Annotated in this window: 24 protein-coding genes; 12 read left to right on the top strand and 12 right to left on the bottom strand. The window is 62.4% G+C overall.

Annotated elements, in window-relative coordinates; all coding sequences use genetic code 11:
- The first annotated feature begins 30 nt into the window (after positions 1–30).
- The 4 genes from ACZLZQ_RS10725 (at position 31) to choV (ending at position 3,684) form a co-directional block, all read left to right on the top strand.
- Entirely contained in the window at positions 31–492 is a 462-nt protein-coding gene (locus tag ACZLZQ_RS10725; RefSeq protein WP_472933062.1) for an Lrp/AsnC ligand binding domain-containing protein, read from the top strand.
- Positions 493–681: 189 nt separating this feature from the next.
- Positions 682–1,623: a choline ABC transporter substrate-binding protein gene (locus ACZLZQ_RS10720; RefSeq protein ID WP_472933064.1), complete on the top strand. Its 942-nt coding sequence runs from the start codon at positions 682–684 to the stop codon at positions 1,621–1,623.
- A gap of 130 nt (positions 1,624–1,753) precedes the next feature.
- The gene (gene choW, locus ACZLZQ_RS10715; protein WP_472949358.1) at positions 1,754–2,596 is read left to right on the top strand and encodes a choline ABC transporter permease subunit; all 843 of its coding nucleotides are present in this window, start codon (positions 1,754–1,756) and stop codon (positions 2,594–2,596) included.
- Between the two features lie 5 nt (positions 2,597–2,601).
- Positions 2,602–3,684, top strand: a complete 1,083-nt coding sequence (choV, locus tag ACZLZQ_RS10710) for a choline ABC transporter ATP-binding protein (RefSeq protein ID WP_472949902.1) — start codon at positions 2,602–2,604, stop codon at positions 3,682–3,684.
- A 191-nt stretch (positions 3,685–3,875) separates the two neighbouring features.
- On the opposite strand, the gene ACZLZQ_RS10705 is transcribed toward choV, so the two are convergent.
- The 6 genes from ACZLZQ_RS10705 to ACZLZQ_RS10680 form a co-directional block, all read right to left on the bottom strand.
- A complete protein-coding gene (locus ACZLZQ_RS10705) occupies positions 3,876–4,712 on the bottom strand; it encodes a dipeptide ABC transporter ATP-binding protein (protein ID WP_472949357.1) in 837 nt (278 codons plus the stop codon).
- Positions 4,709–5,560: an ABC transporter ATP-binding protein gene (locus ACZLZQ_RS10700; RefSeq protein WP_472949356.1), complete on the bottom strand. Its 852-nt coding sequence runs from the start codon at positions 5,558–5,560 to the stop codon at positions 4,709–4,711. The genes ACZLZQ_RS10705 and ACZLZQ_RS10700 overlap by 4 nt, the downstream gene beginning before the upstream one ends.
- 68 nt (positions 5,561–5,628) lie before the next feature.
- Positions 5,629–6,495, bottom strand: a complete 867-nt coding sequence (locus ACZLZQ_RS10695) for an ABC transporter permease subunit (protein ID WP_472933157.1) — start codon at positions 6,493–6,495, stop codon at positions 5,629–5,631.
- Between the two features lie 65 nt (positions 6,496–6,560).
- A complete protein-coding gene (locus tag ACZLZQ_RS10690; protein ID WP_472933074.1) occupies positions 6,561–7,568 on the bottom strand; it encodes an ABC transporter permease subunit in 1,008 nt (335 codons plus the stop codon).
- 110 nt (positions 7,569–7,678) lie between these two features.
- Complete coding sequence (locus ACZLZQ_RS10685) at positions 7,679–9,274, bottom strand: ABC transporter substrate-binding protein (RefSeq protein WP_472933076.1); 1,596 nt, start codon at positions 9,272–9,274, stop codon at positions 7,679–7,681.
- Positions 9,275–9,395: 121 nt separating this feature from the next.
- Positions 9,396–10,607, bottom strand: a complete 1,212-nt coding sequence (locus tag ACZLZQ_RS10680; protein ID WP_472949355.1) for an Mrp/NBP35 family ATP-binding protein — start codon at positions 10,605–10,607, stop codon at positions 9,396–9,398.
- 271 nt (positions 10,608–10,878) lie between these two features.
- On the opposite strand from ACZLZQ_RS10680, the gene ACZLZQ_RS10675 reads away from it, so the two are divergent.
- Positions 10,879–11,622, top strand: coding sequence for a HugZ family pyridoxamine 5'-phosphate oxidase (locus ACZLZQ_RS10675; RefSeq protein ID WP_472949354.1), 744 nt, complete (start codon positions 10,879–10,881; stop codon positions 11,620–11,622).
- A 6-nt stretch (positions 11,623–11,628) separates the two neighbouring features.
- On the opposite strand, the gene ACZLZQ_RS10670 is transcribed toward ACZLZQ_RS10675, so the two are convergent.
- The 5 genes from ACZLZQ_RS10670 to ACZLZQ_RS10650 all read right to left on the bottom strand — a co-directional run bounded on the left by ACZLZQ_RS10670 (position 11,629) and on the right by ACZLZQ_RS10650 (position 14,869).
- Entirely contained in the window at positions 11,629–11,886 is a 258-nt protein-coding gene (locus tag ACZLZQ_RS10670; protein ID WP_472949353.1) for a hypothetical protein, read from the bottom strand.
- 112 nt (positions 11,887–11,998) lie between these two features.
- On the bottom strand, positions 11,999–12,277 hold the full coding sequence (locus ACZLZQ_RS10665; RefSeq protein ID WP_472936808.1) for a YMGG-like glycine zipper-containing protein: 279 nt from the start codon (positions 12,275–12,277) through the stop codon (positions 11,999–12,001).
- Between the two features lie 104 nt (positions 12,278–12,381).
- Positions 12,382–12,672 (bottom strand): hypothetical protein, encoded by a 291-nt coding sequence (locus tag ACZLZQ_RS10660; protein WP_472949352.1) that lies wholly within the window; start codon positions 12,670–12,672, stop codon positions 12,382–12,384.
- Positions 12,673–12,830: 158 nt separating this feature from the next.
- Positions 12,831–13,796, bottom strand: coding sequence for a sensor histidine kinase (locus ACZLZQ_RS10655; protein ID WP_472949351.1), 966 nt, complete (start codon positions 13,794–13,796; stop codon positions 12,831–12,833).
- A gap of 278 nt (positions 13,797–14,074) precedes the next feature.
- Positions 14,075–14,869, bottom strand: coding sequence for a response regulator (locus ACZLZQ_RS10650; RefSeq protein ID WP_472933091.1), 795 nt, complete (start codon positions 14,867–14,869; stop codon positions 14,075–14,077).
- A gap of 299 nt (positions 14,870–15,168) precedes the next feature.
- Between ACZLZQ_RS10650 and ACZLZQ_RS10645 the strand changes: the two genes are divergently transcribed.
- From ACZLZQ_RS10645 to ACZLZQ_RS10620, 6 genes are all read left to right on the top strand, one after another.
- A complete protein-coding gene (locus ACZLZQ_RS10645) occupies positions 15,169–15,357 on the top strand; it encodes a NepR family anti-sigma factor (protein ID WP_472933093.1) in 189 nt (62 codons plus the stop codon).
- A 7-nt stretch (positions 15,358–15,364) separates the two neighbouring features.
- Complete coding sequence (locus ACZLZQ_RS10640; protein ID WP_472933095.1) at positions 15,365–15,916, top strand: sigma-70 family RNA polymerase sigma factor; 552 nt, start codon at positions 15,365–15,367, stop codon at positions 15,914–15,916.
- 215 nt (positions 15,917–16,131) lie between these two features.
- A complete protein-coding gene (locus tag ACZLZQ_RS10635) occupies positions 16,132–16,476 on the top strand; it encodes an ElaB/YgaM/YqjD family protein (RefSeq protein ID WP_472949350.1) in 345 nt (114 codons plus the stop codon).
- A gap of 2 nt (positions 16,477–16,478) precedes the next feature.
- Positions 16,479–16,919 carry a hypothetical protein gene (locus ACZLZQ_RS10630; RefSeq protein WP_472933099.1) on the top strand — a complete coding sequence of 147 codons (441 nt, stop codon included), beginning with the start codon at positions 16,479–16,481 and terminating at the stop codon, positions 16,917–16,919.
- An 88-nt stretch (positions 16,920–17,007) separates the two neighbouring features.
- Complete coding sequence (locus tag ACZLZQ_RS10625; protein WP_472949349.1) at positions 17,008–17,247, top strand: hypothetical protein; 240 nt, start codon at positions 17,008–17,010, stop codon at positions 17,245–17,247.
- On the top strand, positions 17,247–17,552 hold the full coding sequence (locus tag ACZLZQ_RS10620; protein ID WP_472949348.1) for a hypothetical protein: 306 nt from the start codon (positions 17,247–17,249) through the stop codon (positions 17,550–17,552). The genes ACZLZQ_RS10625 and ACZLZQ_RS10620 overlap by 1 nt, the downstream gene beginning before the upstream one ends.
- A gap of 90 nt (positions 17,553–17,642) precedes the next feature.
- Here the strand turns inward: ACZLZQ_RS10620 and ACZLZQ_RS10615 are convergent, their stop codons facing one another.
- Positions 17,643–18,566 carry a diacylglycerol/lipid kinase family protein gene (locus tag ACZLZQ_RS10615; RefSeq protein ID WP_472949347.1) on the bottom strand — a complete coding sequence of 308 codons (924 nt, stop codon included), beginning with the start codon at positions 18,564–18,566 and terminating at the stop codon, positions 17,643–17,645.
- Between the two features lie 349 nt (positions 18,567–18,915).
- Here ACZLZQ_RS10615 and ACZLZQ_RS10610 point away from each other — a divergent pair, with 349 nt between their 5' ends.
- Positions 18,916–20,415, top strand: a complete 1,500-nt coding sequence (locus tag ACZLZQ_RS10610; protein WP_472949346.1) for a PRC-barrel domain-containing protein — start codon at positions 18,916–18,918, stop codon at positions 20,413–20,415.
- Positions 20,416–20,508: the final 93 nt, after the last annotated feature.

Genomic DNA, 20,508 nt, shown 5'->3' with positions numbered 1-20,508 from the left:
TCACGGCCGATGGCGTCAAAACCATCCTTGATGACCGAAATCGACGCCAAAGACCGCAAGATCCTTGCTGCCCTCCAGGCCGACGGCCGGCTGACCAATCTGGAACTGGCCGAACGCGCGCATCTCTCGCCGACCGCGACGTCGGAGCGGGTGAAGCGGCTGACGCGCGACGGCTACATCCTCGGCTACACCGCGATACTCTGCCCAGAGAAACTCGGCCGCGGCATGATCGTCTTCGTCGAGGTGAAACTGGAGCGGACCACGGACGACGTCTTCACCGCCTTTTCCGCCGCCGCCAAGGCGAATGGCGACATCATGGAGTGCCACATGGTGGCCGGCGGCTTCGACTATCTCCTGAAGGCGCGCGTGAAAGACATGACGGCCTACCGGGCCTTCTTGTCGGACGCCCTGCTGACGCTGCCGGGGATCCGCGAGACCCACACCTATGCGGTGATGGAAGAGATCAAGAATTCAACGACGATCACGCTGTGATCGAAGAAATTGCGCCGCACCGCGTCGCGTTCTGACATTCGCCGGGAAAGGCCCCGGCAGCTAATCCCTGGTGGACCGAGTGTTCCCCAAACCTTGCGTCCCGCCGAGGCGTCCGCGATAGTCGGGCTCAGAGATCAAGCATCCGCCCGGGCCTTCGCCCCGAGGGCGACACTGGAAGGATCTGCATCCATGCGCGCTCCCCATACCCTCGCCGCCCTCGCACTGGCCTTGTCGGTGGCCGGGCCGGCTTTCGCTGCCGAGCCCGAGGCGTGCAAGACCGTGCGCTTCTCCGACGTCGGCTGGACCGACATCACCGCGACAACCGCCGTGACCACCGAGATCCTCAAGGGCCTCGGCTATACGCCGGACACCAAGGTTCTGTCGGTTCCCGTCACCTTCGCCTCGATGAAGAACAAGGACATCGACGTCTTCCTTGGCAACTGGATGCCGTCGATGGCCGCCGACGTGAAACCCTATATCGACGACAAGACGGTCGACAGCGTGAAGGCCAACCTCACGGGCGCGAAGTACACGCTGGCGGTGCCGCAGTACCTTTACGACGAGGGCCTCAAGACCTTCGCCGATATCGCCAAGTTCTCCGACAAGCTGGACGGCAAGATCTACGGCATCGAGCCGGGCAATGACGGCAACCGGCTGATCCTCGACATGATCTCGAAGGATGCCTTCGGCCTCGGCAAGTTCGAGCTAGTGGAATCCTCCGAACAGGGCATGCTGAGCCAGGTGGCACGCGCCACCAAGTCGGAGAAGCCGGTGGTGTTCCTCGGCTGGGCGCCGCACCCCATGAACAAGAACTTCAAGCTCGCTTACCTTCCGGGTGGTGACGACTTCTTCGGCCCCGACCTCGGCGGCGCAACGATCTACACCACCACCCGGGCCGGCTACTCCGCCGAATGCCCGAACGTCGGCAAGCTGCTCGCCAACCTCACCTTCTCGCTCGACATGGAGAACGCCGTGATGGGCGCGATCCTCGACGACAAGCAGGATCCAGCCGATGCGGCCAAGGCCTGGCTGAAGGCCAATCCGGATGCGGTGACGAGCTGGCTCGGCGGCGTGACCACGGTCGACGGCAAGGACGGGCTGCCGGCCGTGACGGCGGCCCTCGGCTCCTGAGAGCAGCACGCACCGCGGCGAAAGCCCGGCCATCGCCGCACGACAACGGAGGGCAGAGCCCTTCCCCTTCCTGCCAGGAGGCCCGACGCAAGCCGGGCCAAGGCCTTCTACAAGAGAGTGACGTTGACCCGTGGAATGGATTGAAGGCCACCGCCTGCCGATCGGCAGCTACGCCGCAGCTTTCGTCGACTGGCTGACGGACAATTTCACCGGGGTCTTCGACGCCATCCAGGTTGGCCTCGAGGCCTTCATCGACGCCATCCTCTACGTCCTGCAGACACCGCATCCCTTCGCGGTGATCGCGGCTTTCGGTGTCATCGCCTATGCCATGCGCCGCTCGGTGCCGATCGTCCTTTTCACGATCCTTGGCTTCCTGCTCATCGTCAATCTCGGCTACTGGAAGGAAACTACCGAGACGCTAGCGCTGGTCATCGCCTCGACCTCCGTCTGCATGATCATCGGCATACCCGTTGGTATCGCGGCTGCCCGCCGACCCTGGCTTTATGCTGCACTGCGGCCCGTGCTCGACCTCATGCAGACCATCCCGACCTTCGTCTACCTCATCCCCGCCCTCATCCTGTTCGGACTCGGCATGGTGCCTGGCCTCGTGGCGACGGTGATCTTCGCCTTGCCCTCGCCGATCCGGCTGACCCGGCTCGGCATCGCTTCGACGCCACTGCAGCTGATCGAGGCCGGCGACGCCTTCGGCGCGACGCCGTTCCAGCGGCTGATGAAGGTGGAGATCCCCTATGCCGCGCCGCAGATCATGGCCGGCCTGACGCAGACCATCATGCTGTCGCTGTCGATGGTGGTGATCGCCGCCCTCGTCGGCGCGCCGGGCCTCGGCGTGCCCGTCCTGCGGGCGCTGAACTCGATCAACATCGCCCAGGGCTTCGAGGCGGGTCTTGCGATCGTGCTCCTCGCCATCATCCTCGACCGCTTCTTCCGCGTCGACGAAGGAGGCCGCCGGTGAGCTCGATCGACCATTCCCCGCTTACGCCTACGACGGCAAGGCCCATCGTCTCATTCCAGAACGTCTCCATCGTCTTCGGCAAGAAGGCCGAGGCCGCCTTGCCGCTGGTCGATGCGGGCGCGACGCGCCAGGCGATCAACGAGCAGCTCGGCGTCATCCTCGGCGTCGCCGATGCCAGCCTCGACATCGCCGAAGGCGAGATCGCCGTGCTGATGGGCCTCTCCGGCTCGGGCAAGTCGACGCTGATCCGCGCCGTCAACGGCCTCGCGCCGATCACCCGCGGACGCGTGGTCGTCGACACCGGCCGTGGCCCGGTCGATCCGAAGGACTGCGGCGGCAAGCGCCTGCGCGAACTGCGCCGGCACGAGGTGGCGATGGTGTTCCAGCAGTTCGCGCTGCTGCCCTGGCGCTCGGTTGCCGAGAATGTCGGCCTCGGCCTCGAGCTCGCCGGCTGCGGCAAGATTGAGCGGCGCGACCGGGTGATGCGCCAGCTGGAGCTTGTCGGCCTTAGCGACCGCGCCCATTCGCTGGTCGGCCAGCTCTCCGGCGGCATGCAGCAGCGCGTCGGCCTCGCCCGCGCCTTCGCCACCGACGCGCCGATCCTCCTGATGGACGAGCCTTTCTCGGCGCTCGACCCGCTGATCCGCACCCGTCTGCAGGACGAGCTCCTGGAGATCCAGGCCCGGTTGAAGAAGACCATCATCTTCGTCAGCCATGACCTCGACGAAGCGTTCAAGCTTGGCAACCGCATCGCCATCATGGAAGGCGGACGCATCATCCAGGTCGGCACGGCGCAGGACATCGTGATGCGGCCGGCGAACGACTACGTCGCCGCTTTCGTCACCCACATGAACCCGCTGAATGTGCTGACGGCCGGCGACGTCATGGTGCCGCTCGACCGGACGGCCGGCGGCCTCGACGCCCGCATTGCCGGCTCGGCGCATAGCCACACGCCCTTGCGCAAGGTGATGGAGGTCGTTTCCGAGGGCGGCGGCGAGGTCATGGTGTCGGAACAGGGCCGCATCATCGGCCGCATCGGAGCGCAGGAAATCATCACCGCACTCGGCCGGCATCAGAAGCGGAATTAGGCGACGGCAAAGCTGGTTCTTCTCCCCACCGGGGAGAAGTGGCCGGCAGGCAGATGAGGGGACGCCGGCGCCATGGTGCCGCGGACGGCAGATACAGCAAATCTGATGTCCGGCATCTGCGCAGCCCCTCATCCCGCTGCCGCGACCTTCTCCCCGGAAGGGAGAGGAAACCAGCGTCGCCGCCGGCGATCTCAGGCCGCCGCGGCCGCCTTCTTCGCCGCTACCCGCTTGCGGATGCTGTCGACATCGGTGATCGGCGTCGCGGCGAACAGCGTGCGGGTATATTCATGCTGGGGGTCGGCGAAGACGCGCGCCTTGGGCCCGTGCTCGACCACCTCGCCGTAGTACATCACCATCACCTCATCGGCGATGAAGCGGACGACCGACAGGTCATGGCTGATGAAGACGTAGGTCAGGCCGAACTCCTGCTGCAGGTCAGCGAGAAGGTTCAGGATCTGCGCTTGGACGGAGAGATCCAACGCCGAGACCGGCTCGTCGAGCACGAGGATGCTGGGGTTCAGCATCAGGGCGCGGGCGATGGCGATGCGCTGGCGCTGGCCGCCGGAGAACATGTGGGGGTAGCGGTTGTAGTGCTCGGGGCCGAGCCCGACCTTTACCAGCATCTGCATGGCGAGTTCCCGCCGTTCTGCTGCCGTGTGCTGGGTGTTCAGCACCAGCGGCTCGGTCAGCACGTCGCCGACCTTCTGGCGCGGGTTCAGCGAAGAATAAGGGTTCTGGAAAACGATCTGCACCTTGCGGCGGAGATCGGCTCCCGGCTTGGAAGTGCCGATATTGACGGGAAGGCCGTCGATCAGCAGATCGCCTGCGGTCTGCGCATCGATCAGCGCCAGGATCCGCGCGAGGGTCGACTTGCCGCAGCCGCTCTCCCCCACGATCGCCAGCGTCTTGCCCTTCTCGACCGAAAAGCTGACGCCCTTGACCGCGTGTACCTTCTTCACCGGCTTGAACAGGCCGGCGGGCACTTCGTAGTCGCGCTTCAGGTTGCGCGCCTCGATCACGATGCTCATGCGCTTGCTCCCGCAGCGGTTTCGGCCAGGACGAAGTCGGACACCGTCGGCAGCCGCGAGCCCGTGGCATTTTCCGGCAAGGCCGACAGCAGAGCCCGGGTGTAGCTGCTCTTCGGCGCGGTGAAGAGCGACAGCACGTCGGCCTCCTCCATCTTCTTGCCCTTGTACTGGACGATGACGCGGTCCGCCGTCTCGGCGATGACGCCCATGTCATGAGTGATCATGATCAGCGCCATGCCGTGTTTCTGCTGGAGGTCGAGCAGGAGATCGAGGATCTGCTTCTGGATGGTGACGTCGAGCGCCGTCGTCGGCTCGTCGGCAATCAGGAGCTTCGGCCCGCAGGCGATGGCGATGGCGATCATCACCCGCTGGCACTGGCCACCCGACATCTGGTGCGGAAAGCTCTTCAGCTTCTCCTCGGCATCGCGGATGCCCACGAGGTTCAGCAACTCGATCGCCCGCGCCCGCGCTGCCTTGCCGCCGAGACCGAGATGCTGGTTCAGCACTTCCTCGATCTGGAAGCCGACATTAAAGCACGGATTGAGGCTGGCGATCGGCTCCTGGAAGATCATCGCGATATCGCGGCCGATGATCTCGCGCCGTTGCTTGCCGGTCATCGTCAGCATGTCGCGACCTTCGAAGGTCATCTCGTCGGCGGTGACGGTGGCCGTGCCAGGCAGAAGCCCCATGACGCCGAGCATCGCGACGGACTTGCCGGAGCCGGACTCGCCGACGATGCCGAGCACCTCGCCGACATCGACGGACAGATCGATGCCGTCGACGGCCCTGAACGGGCCCGACGCGGTGTCGAAGGTGACGGTGAGATTGCGAAGGGAGAGAAGGGACATGCGTTACCTAGCGGTCTGGTTGGTCTGTCGAAGCGAGCAACGGAACGGACCGGGACGGCCGGACCGGATCAACTCCGCTTCAGCTTCGGATCGAGCGCGTCGCGCAGGCCGTCGCCGATCAGGTTGATCGCGAGAACCGTGATCAGGATGGCGAGACCGGGGAAGGTGACGACCCACCAGGCCCGCAGCACGAATTCGCGGGCCTCCGCCAGCATGGTGCCCCATTCCGGCGTCGGCGGCTGGGCGCCCATGCCGAGGAAGCCGAGCGCTGCCGCGTCGAGGATGGCGTTGGAGAAGGACAACGTCGACTGGACGATCAGCGGACCGAGGCAGTTCGGCAGGATCGTCTTGAACATCAGCCGCAGCGGCCCTGCCCCGACGACGCGCGCCGCCGTGACGTATTCCCGCTGCTTCTCGGCCATGACCGAGGCGCGCGCCAGCCGCACGAAATGCGGCTGCAGCACGAGGGCGATGGCGATCATCGCGTTGACCAGGCCGGGTCCGAGCACCGCAACGAGCACGAGGGCCAAGAGCAGCGACGGGAAGGCGAGGATGATGTCCATCACGCGCATGATGACAGTGTCGACCCAGCCGCGGACATAGCCAGCGATCAGGCCGAGCACGACGCCCGTCGACACCGCGATCGAGACCACGAAGACGCCGACGAACAGCGAGAAGCGCGCGCCGTGGATCAGCCGGGACAGGACGTCGCGGCCGACGGCGTCGGTGCCGAGCGGAAAGGCGATGCGACCGCCCTCCTGCCAGAACGGCGGGATCAGCAGCGCGGTGCGGTCCTGAAGCGTCGGGCTGTGCGGCGCGATCAGCGGCGCGAACACCGCCGCGAACACGATCAGCGCGAACACCACGAGGCCGACGACGGCCCCCTTGTTGACCGAGAAATAGAACCAGAACTCGGAAAACTGCTGCGCCCGCATGCTGCGCGGCTTGGCGGTCGGAATATCGGTGCCGACGCCCTCGGCGGCCTTCTGTGCGTCGATGCTCATGAGTTGCGAACCCGCGGGTTGATGAGGCCGTAGGTGAGATCGACCAAAAGATTGACGACCATGATGATGACAGCGACGAACAGAAGGCCGCCCTGCACCACCGGATAGTCGCGCTTGAACACGGAATCGACCATCCACTTGCCGATGCCGGGCCAGGAGAAGATCGTCTCGGTGAGAATGGCGCCGGCGAGCAGCACGCCGACCTGCAGGCCGATCGTGGTGATCACCGGGATCAGCGCGTTGCGCAGCGCGTGGATGCCGACCACCCGGAAGCGCGACAGGCCCTTGGCGCGGGCGGTGCGGACATAGTCCTCGCCCAGCACTTCCAGCATGGCCGAACGGGTCTGGCGGGCGATGACGGCGAGCGGGATCGTGCCGAGCACGATGGCCGGCAGGACGAGGTGGCTCAGCGCCGATTTGAAGGCTCCGGACTGTCCCGACAACAGGCTGTCGATCAGCATGAAGCCGGTGACCGGCGGGAAGAAGTACATCAGCGAGATGCGGCCCGACACCGGCGTCCACTGCAGATAGCCGGAGAAGAAGATGATGAGGAGAAGCCCCCACCAGAAGATCGGCATGGAATAGCCGACGAGCGCCGTTCCCATGATCGACTGGTCGAACCAGGTGCCGCGCTTGATCGCCGCGAAGACACCGGCGGGAATGCCGATGACCACGGCAAACAGCATGGCGACCAGCGAGAGTTCGATCGTCGCCGGAAACAGCGCCATGAACTCCCGCAGCACCGGCTGCTTGGTGGTGATCGAATTGCCGAAATCGCCCCGGAGGATGTCCCAGAAATAGATCAGGTACTGGGTGTAGAGCGGCTTGTCATAGCCGAACTGCACGACAAGCTGCTGGTACCGTTCCGGCGAAAGGCCGCGCTCACCGGCCAGCGCGATGATCGGATCGCCGGGCAGGAGCCGAATGAAGAAGAAGGAGACAAGCGTGACCCCGATGAAGGTCGGGATCAGGAGGCCGATCCGCTTGAGAAGAAATCCGAACATGGAAAGTGCCCTTGACGCCTGCCGCATCCGGGAGACGCCCCGTGCAACAGACCAAAAAAGATGAGCGCCGCCGGACCAGCCGGCGGCGCTCTTTATAGCCTCAGATCAGTCTACTCGTCGATGTCGACGCCGTCGAAGCGGTGCGAGCCGAGCGGATCCATCAGGTAGCCCTTGACCTTCGTGGACATCGGCAGGCTGACGAGCGAATGCGCGATCGTCGCCCAAGGGGCCTGGTCCTTGAAGATCGTCTGCGCCTCGGCATAGAGCTTGCTGCGCTCGGCCTGGTCGGAGATCGTGGCGGCCTTCTTGATCAGCGCGTCATAATCCTTGTTGCACCAGGCAGCCTTGTTGCCGCTGCCAATGCCGTCGCAGCCGAGCAGGATGGCGAGGAAGTTGTCCGGATCGCCATTGTCACCGGTCCAGCCCGCAAGGACCGCGCCGTCGTGCTTCGGATCGCCCGCGAGCTTCAGGTACTGCGTCCAGTCGTAGGTCACGATCTCGACCTCGACGCCGACCTTGGCGAAATCGGCCTGGATCAGCTCGGCCATGCGGCGGGCGTTCGGGTTGTACGGACGCGCCACCGGCATCGCCCAGACCTTCATCTTCAGTCCGCTGACGCCGGCCTCGTCGAGCATCTTCTTGGCCGCGTCCGGATCGTACTTATCGTCGACGATCTTCTCGTTGTAGGACCACATGGTCGGCGGGATCGGGTTCTTCGCAACCTGGCCGATGCCGGGATAAACGGCCTCGAGGATGGCGTCCTTGTTGATCGCCATGTTGAGCGCGCGGCGGACCTCAGCCTTGTCGAACGGCGGCTGCGAGGCGTTGTAGGCGAGGTAGCCGACGTTGAGGCCGGCCTGCTCCATCATCGTCACCGACGAGTCGCTCTTCAACGCCGGGATGTCAGCAGGGTTCGGGTAACCGGCAACGTGGCACTCGCCGGCCTTCAGGCGCTGCAGGCGAACCGAGGCATCCTGGGTGATCGCGAAAACCAGATCGTCGATCGGCTGCTTGCCACCCCAATATTCTGGATTGGCCTTGTAGCGGATGACCGCGTCCTGCTGGTAGGCGACGAAGGCGAAGGGACCGGTGCCGAGCGGCTGCTGGTTCAGCTTCTCTGGGGTGCCGTCCGCGAGCAGCTTGTCGGCGTACTCCTTCGACATGACCGAGGCGAAGTCCATCGCGAGGTTCGCGATCATCGGCGCGTTGGGGGTCGTCAGGGTCAGCTTGACCGTCAGATCGTCGACCTTCTCGAACGACTTGACGAGCGTCGGCATCGACATGTCGTTGTAGTAGCCCCAGGTGGTGTCGCCCGCATATGAGAAGTACGGGTTGGCCTTGTCGCTCTGGCGGTTGAAGGTGAAGAGCACGTCATCGGCATTGAAGTCGCGGGTCGGCGTGAAGAAGTCCGTGGTCTGGAACTTGACGCCCGGACGCAGCTTGAACGTGTAGACGAGGCCGTCCTCGGAGACTTCCCAGCTTTCAGCAAGACCCGGCACGACCTCGGTGGTGCCGCGCTTGAATTCGACCAGGCGGTTGTAGACCGGCTTCGACGACGCATCGAAGGTCGTGCCGGCCGTGTACAGCGCGGGATCGAAACCTTCCGGCGAACCTTCCGAGCAATAGACCAGCGACTTGGCGGAAGCAGCCGAACCGAGCGTCAGGGCAAGCGCCGTCGCAGCCAGAAGCGTCGTTACAATTTTCATTCGCGATCTCCGTTGTATTGAAAGCCGAATCTGCGCTCGCATGGGACTGGCCTTGGCATGCTCGCATGACGGCGCATCCCATAGCGTCAGCTAATTCGATGCAAGCTTAATTTTTCATCATTCACTCAAAAACGATCCTGGGCGCCGGTATTTTACGCGATGCCACGGAATCCATTGCGCTTAGTGTATTGGCAGCTATCGACTTGAAGATCGCAGCGTGTGGTCCATCTGGCTCTGCCGCCACCACGGGACGGCCCGCATCGGACGTCTCGCGGATCCGCATGTGCAGCGGAACCTCGCCGAGGAACGGCACGCCAAGCCGCGTGGCCTCGGCGTGCGCGCCGCCATGGCCGAAGATGTCCGAACGCTCCCCGCAGGAGGGGCAGAGGAAATAGCTCATGTTCTCGACGATGCCGAGCACGGGCACGTCGACCTTGCGGAACATGGCAAGGCCCTTGCGGGCATCGAGCAGAGCGAGATCCTGCGGCGTCGAGACAATGACGGCGCCAGCCAGCGGCACCTGCTGCGCCATCGTCAGCTGCGCATCGCCGGTGCCGGGCGGCATGTCGACGACGAGCAGGTCGAGCTTGCCCCACTCGACCTCCCGCAGCATCTGCGTCAGCGCGGACATCACCATCGGACCGCGCCAGATCATCGGCACCTCCTCGTCGACGAGAAGGCCCATCGACATCGCCTTCAGCCCGTAAGCCTCGATCGGAATGATGATGCGGCCATTGCTCTTCGGCTTCTCCCGGATGTCGAGCAGCCGCGGTATCGACGGACCGTAGACGTCGGCGTCGAGGATGCCGACTTTCAGCCCGAGGGCCGCAAAACCGAGTGCCAGGTTGACCGCCGTGGTCGACTTGCCGACGCCGCCCTTGCCCGACGCCACGGCGATGATGCGGTCGATGCCGGGAACGCCGGGCTTTGCGGTGTTCGTGCGGGGGGCCGGGGCCGCGGGCGTCGCGGGACGGGGCCCGGCCGGGGCATGGGAATGGGCATGTCCGTGCGAATGGCTGTGCGCATGCCCCGCCGGGGCGGCCGGTGCAGGCCTCGGTGGGACAGCGGAGCCGCTACCCGCGGTCTTCTCCGCGGTCAGCGCCACCATCCCCGACCGCACGCCTTCAACGGCCGTCAGCCTGCGTTCGATGTCCTGGCGGAAAGGCTCGAAACGCGGAGCCTCCTCCGCGGGCACCGACAGCGAGAAGAAGGCCTTGCCGTCGGCGATGAAAATATCGGAGACCATGCCGCGGGAAACGACATCCCCCTTGCCGTCGGGCGCGTCCAGGCCTTTCAGCAAAGCGATGATCTGATCCTTGATGATGGCACTCATGTGAACCTTTCCAGGGTCGCTGTCGGCATTTCATCCAGCCCATACCGATGATGCCCTGCTTCCGCAAACCAGGAACGTTCCCGTCTTCGGCATTGACTTGAAATCCAATGGCAAATCCCGCCGGTTGCCTGCCGCTGTAAGACGTCGTGTTCGGCCAGGGAGTAACACTCCTGCAGTTACCAGAGGGTCGCACGATGGTGGACGCTGCTGGATGCGTCGATCGCCTGTTCGTTGGTGTAGCATCGGCCCAAAGCGAAGAACGGAGCTGATGATGGACCGATTGAAGAAGGATCCCTGGCGGGGTGTCGACGACGAGACCCGCGCTCTGGCGCGCCGGCTCGTTCGAACTGCCCGCTTTGCGGCGATTGCCACTCTTCACCCGGAGACCGGTTGGCCACAGGCAACCCGTGTCGCTGTTGCAGTCGACGCGTCCGGTAACCCGATCGTCCTGATCTCCAACCTTGCGCCGCACACCCCTGCCCTGAAGGCCGATCCCCGTTGCGGCGTGCTCCTGGGCGAGCCCGGAGACGGCGACCCGCTGGCGCATCCGCGCATCTCGCTCGCCGGAACCGCCCATTTCATCGCGCTTGCGAGCCCGGAGGAAAAGGCATTGAAGGCGCGCTTCCTGGCGCGCCACCCAGAGGCCGCGGCCTACAGCGATCTCGCCGATTTCCAGATCGCGCGGTTAGCCGTCGGCAGCGCTAGCCTCAACGGCGGTTTTGCGAAAGCCTACAGGATGGAGGCGGACGATGTGGTGGATCCGCCAGTCGATCCAGCGCTTCAGGCCGCGATCCTTCGCGCCCTCACGCACATGAATGCAGACCACCTCGACGCCGTCGATACCCTTGCAAGACGGAGTGGCGCGGAAACGAAGGGCTGGCATATCCTGTCGGGCGACGCCCGCGGCTTCGAGATCGGATATCGCGACGATATAAGACGCATCGAGTTCCGGCAGAGGATCACCGCCGGCGACCAGTTACACCGTGCCTATCTCGACCTCTTCACCGACAGCTGAACGATTTCAGGCCGCGCAATCGGCGCGGAAACGGTTTCCAGCCCTGGTTTCCCAGATGCAAAGTCCCGGATTGTTGGCGGCTTTGCCGACCATACGATCGCCCGGCCCCGGCTGCGGCTCGGGAACCTTGCCGGGCGTGTACGGCGTGACCGCGGCACCGCTGACACCGAACACGGCGCCGAAGACAGGCGACTCCTTGCTGAAACTGCTACACGCGGACAACCCGAGAAGCCCACACATGGCAACAGCAACCGTTTTCAGCATTTCAACATCCTAAACCTGAGAAGACTGGCTAAAACTAAGAAAACTGGCAGCTCAAACGAAAAAAGCACCGCCCGTGAAGGCGATGCTTCTTTCAAAATTTGGCCGGCAGGCTTTACGGGCAGGCAGCCACGTAGCGCTCACCAGTGCGCTGATCGCGGTAGATGCAGTCGCCAGCCTGTGAACGGCCGATAACGTTGCCGACCACAGCGCCCGTGCCTGCACCGATAAGGCCACCAACAAGCGCACCCTTACCGCCGCCGACGCCTGCGCCGATTGCCGCACCGCCGAGACCACCGATCGCAGCGCCCGTACCGGTCGCTCGCTCTGTCTGCGAACAACCCGCGCTCACCAGCAGAAGACCGGCAACAGCCCCCATCATCATCTTTTTCATCTACGCGCCTCTACCAATTTTGTTTTCGTCCCACCCCTCAAACTCTAAAAGGGCACGGAAGTTCCATCGACGCGCATCCTGACAGAATGATTCCGCGGCAGAAGTTAGCGAGCGGCCACGATCTGGGGTGCAGCGTCAAACGTTACGATCAGATTTCCATTACGGCCAATAGTCCAGTCGACTGTGGCCGATTCCTCGAAAACTTCCTCGGAAACTTCCTTGCAAGCGCCATACACCTTCGTGTCGGCGGTATCGCTGAGACGCATCTGCAACGATAAGTTTTGCGAGCACTCGGCCTGATCTTCGTATGCAGCAACAGGGACAGGGATTTCCTTGCAAACCGACGCATCGGCATTGCAGCCTACCAGCAACATGAATGCAGCGATATGTTCCATCGGTCCGTCTCCTTCGGGAAGAAGAACATTCCGCTGGGGCAACGGTTCCAGTTCGCGTTAAGCCAATATTCACACTTCAGTGAACTGAACGGCCGGCAATTGTAGTCGCGCCTACGCATTATCGCAGGCAAGTGGCGCGACCGGTAGTGCTTTCGGCGCTACTCGGGACTGTTGATCTCGAATTGTGATTCCGGAATCAACAATGTGTAGTGCAGCCCGTCGGCCCGGTAATCCAATGCAGCCTGACCGCCCACTGAATTAGGAACGATGCGCTCGAGCGTCGACGTTCCGAACCGCGTATCATTGTCGCTGCGAACGCGTGGACCACCTGTCTCGCGCCACATCAGCCGAAGATTTCGCTCCCCGTCCTGATCGACGAACTCAGACGAAATCGCAACCTTGCCGCCGGGGCTGGAGAGCGAGCCATAAGAAGCAGCATTGACGGCGAGTTCGTGCAGAGCGAGGCCGACATGCAAGGATGCGGTCGGCGAGAGATATACATCGACCCCGTCGAACGAGATCTGCCCCATTCCATCCGGCGCATACCGTTCGACCTGCATGACGATGAGGCTGACGAGATCTGCTCCCCGCCAATCCGCATCGGTCACGATGTCCTGGGATGAGGCAAGCGACTGTATGCGCCCTCTGAACCGAACGAGGAATTCGGGAACCGTTACCGAATGGCGGGCGGTCTGGCTGGCCAGACTTTGAATGATGGCAAGCAGGTTCTTCGAGCGGTGGGACAACTCCCGCAGAAGAATTTTGAGTGTCTCTTCGCGACGCTTCTGCTCGGTGATTTCCAGCGACGTACCGATAATGCCAACGACGACGTCATCGACCTTATCGACGTCGACACGGATATCAAACCAACGCGTAACGGAACCGGAGGTTGAGGAAAGCTCAAAACGCGCCGGTCGCTGCGACCGCAAAACCTCGTTCTTCACCAAGACGGATTTTGAGGCTGCGCCAGCGTCGAGTATGTCGTGGTCACCTTGCCCAACAACACTTTCATCTAGCCAAGAATTGGAAGCGTTAAATACCCAGAGATAAATAAGCTCGCGGCTTTGCGCGAACAGCGTCATCTCGGTATTGGCGAGAGCTTTTAAAGCCTTAGAGGCAACCATCTGCAGACGCTCAAACCTTTACGCATGCTCTTGTCCGCCTGACCCGCCCGCTCAGCGGAAAGTCAGAGTTTAGCTGGGCATGCCTGCCTGTAGCCGCTGCCTGTTCAACTTTAGAACCGTTGCGAAATCATCCGATTTCCGTTGTTCGGGTCGCTTTCCAACCCTGCTCGAACAACGCGTCCTTCTGTCCACGGTTCCTGAGATTCTGAACCGCAATACGTTAGCCAATACAAAAACACCGCCGGGGTACCGGCGGTGTTTCTTGGTCGACCAAAGGCTTAGGCAGCCGCCCGCTTTTCGGTTTCGAAAAACAATGCCTGGCTGATCAGAGCCTTCACCATGTCCGGATTAAACGGCTTCGTCACCAGGAAGGTCGGCTCCGGCCGCTCTCCCGTCAACAGCCGCTCAGGAAAGGCGGTGATGAAGATGACGGGGACACTGACCTTTGACAGGATATCGTTGACTGCATCGATCCCTGAGCTGCCGTCGGCGAGCTGGATATCTGCGAGAACCATGCCCGGCTTCTGCTGCTCGAACAATGCGAGCGCTTCCTTATGGGTCCGCGCGATACCGGTGACAGTATGGCCGAGGCTCTCGACCATCTGCTCGATGTCCATGGCGATCAGCGGCTCATCCTCGATGATCATGATCTCAGTCGAGACCTGCCGCCCGATATCAATGCTTGCTTCGTCAATCAGGCTCGAGAACTCCTGCTCGCCAACGGAGAGAATCTGTGCCGCCTCGGTCGTCGTAAATCCCTCGACGGCTACCAGCAGAAAAGCCTGACGCGGCAGCGGCGAAATCGCACGAAGATTACGCGAAGCGCTCTCCTCCCAAGCCGAAACCGGCGCGTCGTCGCGCACATTCACCTCGACCGACTGCCAGAGCGATGAGAACAGGCGGTACAGCGAAATACGCGGGCTGTCCTCGGTGCTGAAAAGGCTTGGATCGGCGATGAGGGTCTCCAGCACGGCCGCGACGTAGGCATCGCCGCTCGCCTGCGAGCCACTCAAGGCACGCGCATACCGCCGAAGATACGGAATGTGCGGCGCTATACGAGACGACATCGACATGAAAACATTCTCCAACGCCGAACGACCGGCAAAACATGTTCGGCGCCGCGACAACGCGTGCGCTCCCTTACAGTTCCGTCGAGAGGAACCTTTCCGCTGTGGCGCGGTTATGACCGATCTGCCAGCGCTCGGCCATATCAAAGATTGCTGACCCTGCCGCCGCGGCGTAAAGACTTGCGAAATCGGAATCGACATACACATCCGGGAAACGGCGATGCGGAGACGGTCCAGTCTTCGCACTCCTTCTGGACGAGGCTGCGAGAGGCTTGATGGAAGATCGAGAAAACGAGGACGGGAAGATGCAGATGACCCATAGCGTGCAAACCGGGGCTACTGCACACGACCTCGGCTCCAACTCAGCCATTGGGCGGCGGTTGAAGGCCTATTACGACGACGTCGCGAGTGAACCGGTTCCCGACCGGTTTCTTGCTCTGCTCGATGCACTTGACGCAGCCGAGACGTCCACGACAAGTCCGGAACGCGAATAGGAACTCGATGAGCCAGGATCCGGAATTTCGCCGCGAACTGATTTCCATTATCCCCAACCTCAGGGCGTTCGCTGCATCGCTGTCGGGCTCGTTTGATCGCGCCGACGATCTGGTGCAGGAAACTTTGGTCAAGGCGTGGGACAAACAACACACCTTTCAGCCGGGGACCAATCTCAAGGCGTGGCTTTTCACCATTCTACGCAATGAGTTTTATACGCAGATGCGCAAGAAGGGCCGTGAGGTCCAGGACGTCGACGGTATTCATGCCATGCAACTCGCCGGCCATCCCGAGCAACATGGTCACCTCGACTTGCAGGACTTCCGCAAGGCGCTAGAGCAGCTTCCGGACGACCAGCGTGAGGCGTTGATCCTCATCGGCGCCTCGGGCTTCTCTTACGAAGAAGCCGCCGAAATTTGCAAATGCGCCGTGGGTACGATCAAGAGCCGGGTCTCCCGCGCGCGGACGAAGATTTCCGACGTTCTGGGCATCGAGGGCGACGGCGAATACGGACCCGATTCCATCTCGTCGCAGATCATCGGCGTCGCGCCGGCAGCTTGATGAACTTCTTTGGAGGATGGCGATAACCGTCGCCCCCTCGTCATCCTCACCGAACATCCGCAGCTGGAACGATAGTTTCGGCGGTTGGAAATGCTGGGGGTTGGGAACCGCGCCGAGGCTAGGCCATTGTCATCGGGCAGAAGGCATAAACCCTTCGACACCCTAGCCGCTTGCGAACCGCATGCCCCGGCCAACTCCAAGTGAGGATGCTTTCAATGCAGTCCGATACCATTCCGAATGATTTCGAAGCTGGTGCCGCCGGTGGCCCGCGTTCCACCGATGCCGAATTGGAAGTCCAGGTGGCGAACCTTCGCTCCGATGTCGCCGGTATCGCCGAGACCCTGAAGTCGATGGCGTCCGAGCGTGCCGATGGCGCCAAGCGTCAGGCCTTTGCTCTTCGTGACGACGTTCGCGACCGCGGTGAGCAGTATGTCAGACAGGCGAAGGATGCTGTGTCTGACATCGAGGAGCAGGTATCCGAGCAGGTTCGTGCCGAGCCCATCAAGGCTGTGATCGTTGCTGCGGCGATCGGCTACCTCTACGCGCGCATTTTCCACTGAACATGGTTTTCGCGCTGATCACACGGCTTTTCACGGGCGAGGCAGGGATTTACCTGGCTCGCCTCAAGCGGCTCGTGGGATTGTATGTCATGCTGGGCGTGTTCGCGCTCCTGCTGCTCATCTTTCTCATTATTGCCCTTTTCACTTGGTCGGCGCAGCATTTCGGTAGCCTGCCGACCGCCCTCGTCTTCGCTGGCGTCTCGCTTCTCCTCGTTATCGTTACGTATATTCTGACGGTGATGGCGAAGCGGCCGCCCGTTACACAGGCAGATGACCGACTTAAGCGCGATATTGCTTCGATCGCGGGTGTGACGGCAATGACGAACGCCCCGCAGATTATGCGGGCGGTCCGTCGTCAGAAGAAGCTTTTGTTCGTTCCGATCGCCGGAATGGGTTTCTACGGGCTCTACAAGCTCCTCGCGGGTCGGCAGCGCCGATTCTGAGAAGGCTATTCGGCTGCCCTATTTCCTTGGACAGCCCTTGCCAGCGCCTCGATCTCATATGGCTGACATTTTCAACTTGGAGTAGCTGATGACCCGCCTCGACCCGCAGGACGCCCGCCAAGGCAAAAAGGGTACGCCCGTCCTCAAAGTGCTCATTGCCGCGCTGGTACTGTGCGCCATCGTCGCGATCGGATTGGCCCTGTTTGCTAAGGCAACGCCCGAGTCGGCTATCCCAGCAGCGAGCGTCGGCAATAACCCGAGCTCGTCCGCGGCGCCATCCGACGCAACAACGACGCCTACGCCGGCAACACCTGCACCGGCCAATTGATGGGCGAAGATCAATTCGACATCGAGAAATCGGACAGGAATTTGGCTGGTACGGCGGCCGCTTCGGCTGCTGATCAGACTGCCATCCTGTCTGACGGAGACATCGACGCTGTTCTCGACGATCCAACCATGTCGCCTGAAGAGAAGATGGCACGGCTGGAAGAGCTTCGAGAAAGGGTGACGCACCGGGACGACGAAGCGTACGCTCCGCTGTCAGCTCGTCTTGCAGATGCATTTTCGATGCTGGCACAGGGCGGTCATAGTTATACTGACAACAGCACCGACCCAGACAAGCTGGTACGCTGACTCCCTCTCTTCCCGTCGACCGACGAATTGACCAAAATTGCGCGAATTACCAAACGCCGGCCCCTCAGGCCGGCGTTTTTGCGTCGCTCTTTATTTCTTTGCCGCGTGGTAGTGCGCATCGGAGGGAACGAGGACACGGAGGGCTTTAGCGTGGATCTCGACCACTGACCGCGCTTCGAGGTCGCAGAGTTCCCCATCGCAAACGGCGCGATCGCGGTGATGGCTGCCCGTATAGTCGATCACCACCTTCTTGGCGGTATAGGTCTTCAGCGAGGAATTGCCGCGCCAAGCCCCAACCAGAATGTCCAAGGTTAGACGCGTCACCGAGCGTACGTCACGGGTCTCGCAGATGTAGACGCCGAGTTCGCCGCCCTGCGGATTGTCCGCGAACGGCAGATGACCGTCGCCATACACATTATTGGAGACCGCCAGCGCCGGGGTTCGGATGCGGCGGGTCGTCCCGTCGATGTCGATCTCTGCCTCGACGAGCGGCAGGCTTTTAAGGGTCGCAATGAGGGCCCGCGTCGTCGCGAACATCTTGCCGATCCGCGAGCCGTAGTCGAACTTCTCGCGCATCCGGACCATGCGGGCATGCATGCCCACGGCGAATTGGTGGATAAAGGGCGTGCCGTTCACCGTGGCGATGTCGACCTGGATGATGATCCCGTCCGACAGCGCCGCAACAGCCTGGTTGATGTCCTGCGGAATCTGCAAGGTACGAGCGAAAAGGTTCATCGTCCCCGCGGGAATGATGCCGAGCGCAATGTTCCCGTTCATCAAGGCGCCAGCAGCCGTTGAGACGGTGCCGTCGCCGCCGCCGACGAGAAGAACGTCGATGTCGTCACGCCCGGCTGCCGTGCGCAGCGCCTCCTCGATGTCGTCGCCGGCGATCGGCTCTACGGTTGTTGAATGGCCATGAAGGCGGAACTCGTCGACGATCAGACTGGCGAAAAGATCGAGGTCGGTCGTCTTCAGCGTACCGCCGTCGCGGTTCAGAATCGTATGGATCTTCATCTTGTCCTGTCGCCGGTCGATCCGGTCGGTTGCTATTTGCCTGATCAAACCATTTCAGCGGCGAGATTGCGACGCCTGCGGTGATGCGCGCTCGTTGTGTTCATTCAGTCTGCCGGCCCGGCGTCGGGGGGACGGCCGTTAGCCGAGGCATCTAACGCTGAAATCCAGCAGGACGAGGGCTGTCAATGCCTTCTGTCTTAAAGAAAAGCCTACGGATGCAAATGAGTTTCTCTGGAACTTTGGCGCGCCGAGTTCGGTTATCAAGATGTGAAGGGCACACCGCCATGCTGTGACGAAGCAATAAGCACGACGTGCCCGCATCCTGACAATAAAGACGAGGAATTACGCTATGATCCGCAAACTTTTGGCCACCACGGCACTCGCAAGCATCATCGCAACCAGCGCCTTTGCTCAGGCAACCACTACCGAACAGAACACACCGGCGGCAGCGACCGGGGCGATGTCGACGCCGCCAACTGGTGCTGAAGCCACGCCAATGTCTTCCGACAGCGCATATCTGCAGCAGATCGGTACGGACGAGTATCTGGCCAGCGACCTCACCGGCTTGACGGTTTATGCCACCAACGCAGCCGATGCTGCCTCGGCCGGCAAGATTGACAACTTCCTGGTTGGCAATGACGGCAAGATCGTAGCCGCCATCGTCAGCACCAGCGGCCTTGAGGACGACAAGACCGTTGCCGTGCCTTTCGAGAAGATCACCTGGTCGGTCGGCGAGAACAACGCTCCCCGCGCCGTCCTGACCGCGACGGCGGAAGAACTGGCCGCAGCACCAGCATTCGTCGAATCCACCGCGTCCGCCGCTGCAGCGACCGGTGCCTCTGCACCGATGACAGCTACGGCTCCGACGGACACGACAGCCGGAGCCGCGGCGACCAGCGGCGCTACGACATCCGCTCCGAGCGCGGCAGCGCCAGTTCAGACCGCAGCCGCCATGGGTGACACGACCTATCCGGCAACCGTTGCCGGCGACCAGTATCTGACGCAGGACATGATCGGCAGCACGATCTACTCCGGTCCGGGCAACGACGCTGAGAAGGTGGGCTCGGTCAACGATCTCGTCATGAAGAAGACGGGTGATGTGGCGGCAGCCGTTGTCGGAGTCGGTGGCTTCCTCGGCATCGGTGAGAAGAATGTCGGCGTTCCCTTCGCTGAACTCCAGCTGTCCAAGGTAGATGGTGACGAGACGCGCGCTGTTTTGGCCGCTACCAAAGACCAGTTGAAGGCCGCACCAAGCTTTGAGACCGACGCGACCGATGTAGCTTCCAACGATACTGCCACAACGGCGGCAACCGGTGGCATGGCGACCGCGCCAATGGCCGCAACCACGGCGACTGGCACGACAGCGGCGACCACGCCAGCCGCTCCGGCTGCCGGAACCGACGCTTCTTCTACCGCCTCGACGGGCGGCGCCACTGACCGCGCTTCGATGACGCCGGTGACAGGTGCCGAGCTGACTGCCGACAAGCTGAAGGGCACGACCGTCTACGGGCCGAACGACGAGAGCATTGGTGAAGTTGGCGACATCGCTCTGAGCCAGGGCGGCCAGGTCGATGCCGTAATCGTCGACGTCGGCGGCTTCCTCGGCATCGGTGAGAAGCAGGTCGCAGTCGCCATGGACAACCTTCAGTTCATGAAGGACAGCGGCGGGTCGATGTATCTCTACACGCAGTTCACGCAGGACCAGCTGAAGAACGCGCCGGAGTATAACAGCGACACCTATGCTGCGAACCGCGACCAGATGCGGATCGCCCCGGACGCAACGCTCCCTGGTGCTACCACCGAGGGGACTTCTGCCCCCGCTACGGGCACCACGGCACCGGCTCAGTAAGCCAAAGAACAACGCCAGAAGCAGAAAGGCCCGCCGTAAGGTGGGCCTTTTTTCGTTTCCCTCTCAGGCGAAACAAGGTGAAGTTGGCTCACG

The organism is Mesocryomonas lacus (assembly GCF_055730105.2).
This window is presented reverse-complemented; position numbering and strand designations above follow the sequence as displayed.